The 974-nt window shown below is 55.4% G+C and carries 2 protein-coding genes; both read right to left on the bottom strand.

Annotated features, from left to right (window positions below; genetic code table 11):
- Window positions 1–116: 116 nt before the first annotated feature.
- Window positions 117–449, bottom strand: coding sequence for a DUF2790 domain-containing protein (locus PMI37_RS19985; protein WP_008084293.1), 333 nt, complete (start codon window positions 447–449; stop codon window positions 117–119).
- Between the two features lie 78 nt (window positions 450–527).
- The gene (locus PMI37_RS19980) at window positions 528–731 is read right to left on the bottom strand and encodes a co-regulatory protein PtrA N-terminal domain-containing protein (RefSeq protein ID WP_008084292.1); all 204 of its coding nucleotides are present in this window, start codon (window positions 729–731) and stop codon (window positions 528–530) included.
- Window positions 732–974 lie beyond the last annotated feature (243 nt).

Here is a 974-nt window from a genome sequence, read left to right as displayed (position 1 = left end):
CTGACGACGACATATCCCCCTGTAGGAGCTGCCGAAGGCTGCGATCTTTTGACTTTGATTTTAAAGATCAAGATCAAAAGATCGCAGCCTTCGGCAGCTCCTACAGGGAACCGGGGTCAGCCGCCGTTGTTGCGACACACGCCCATCACGTTGTACTTGATGGTGTTGAGCTGGCCGCTGGAGTCCTCGTAGGTCATCGCGGTGGGCACGACATTGCACGCTGCCTGCGGCTTCACAACGCTTACCACTTTGACCACGTCCAGCTTCATTCCGTATTCGTAATCCTTCACCACCGGCGGCGCTTTGCCCTGGTTGGTGGCGTACTGATTCATGGCTTTGGCGTTGGCACTGAGCGCGCGTTCAAAAGTGCGGTCACCACCGCCTTCGGCCAGCACATTCAGCGACATCGCCATGACAGCGGCGAATGCGATCAACTTGAGTACTTTCATATCCCTTTCCTTCCCGTTCAGGCTTAAAAAAAGCCCAGCATCGATGCGCGATGACGGGCTTCTATAAAGGCAGCAGGCTTACAGATCGCGGGTCTTGTCGTCTTTCTTGTCGTTGACGACCACCGGGTTGGCGGCGGCTTTTTCCTTGGCGACGAAGAGTTCCATGGAGCGGTCGTGGCTGGTCATCATCCGCTCGAAAGTGCGGTCGCCGCCGCCTTCGGCCAGGGCCACGGAAGAGATCGCCAGAGCGGCTGCGAAGGTACAGAGTTGGGTAAGTTTCATCGTTGATTCCTCGTTTAAGTAGCTGACGGGATCAAGGTAACAAGGCGAACCTATCGTGACGGTGGCGGGGAAATTACAGATCCGTTATCTGCCGAAAACAGCCAAATCCCCAAACTGGAAAAAAACCTGTGGCGAGGGGATTTATCCCCGATGGGTGCAGTGGTCAACTAATTCCGGACACCTCGATAGGTGGTTTTGACGCCATCGCCCGCTCATAGACTGTCGGTGGCAGATATCCCAGTT

Origin of the sequence: Pseudomonas sp. GM80 (assembly GCF_000282515.1) — a bacterium.
Classification (GTDB): domain Bacteria; phylum Pseudomonadota; class Gammaproteobacteria; order Pseudomonadales; family Pseudomonadaceae; genus Aquipseudomonas.
Note: the sequence above shows the minus strand (reverse complement) of the source record. Positions and strands in the feature narration are given on the sequence as shown.

Excerpts from the sequence above, each read along its gene's own strand:
- PMI37_RS19985 (WP_008084293.1), bottom strand. The coding sequence starts at position 449 with ATGAAAGTACTCAAGTTGATCGCATTCGCCGCTGTCATGGCGATGTCG.
- PMI37_RS19980 (WP_008084292.1), bottom strand. The coding sequence starts at position 731 with ATGAAACTTACCCAACTCTGTACCTTCGCAGCCGCTCTGGCGATCTCT.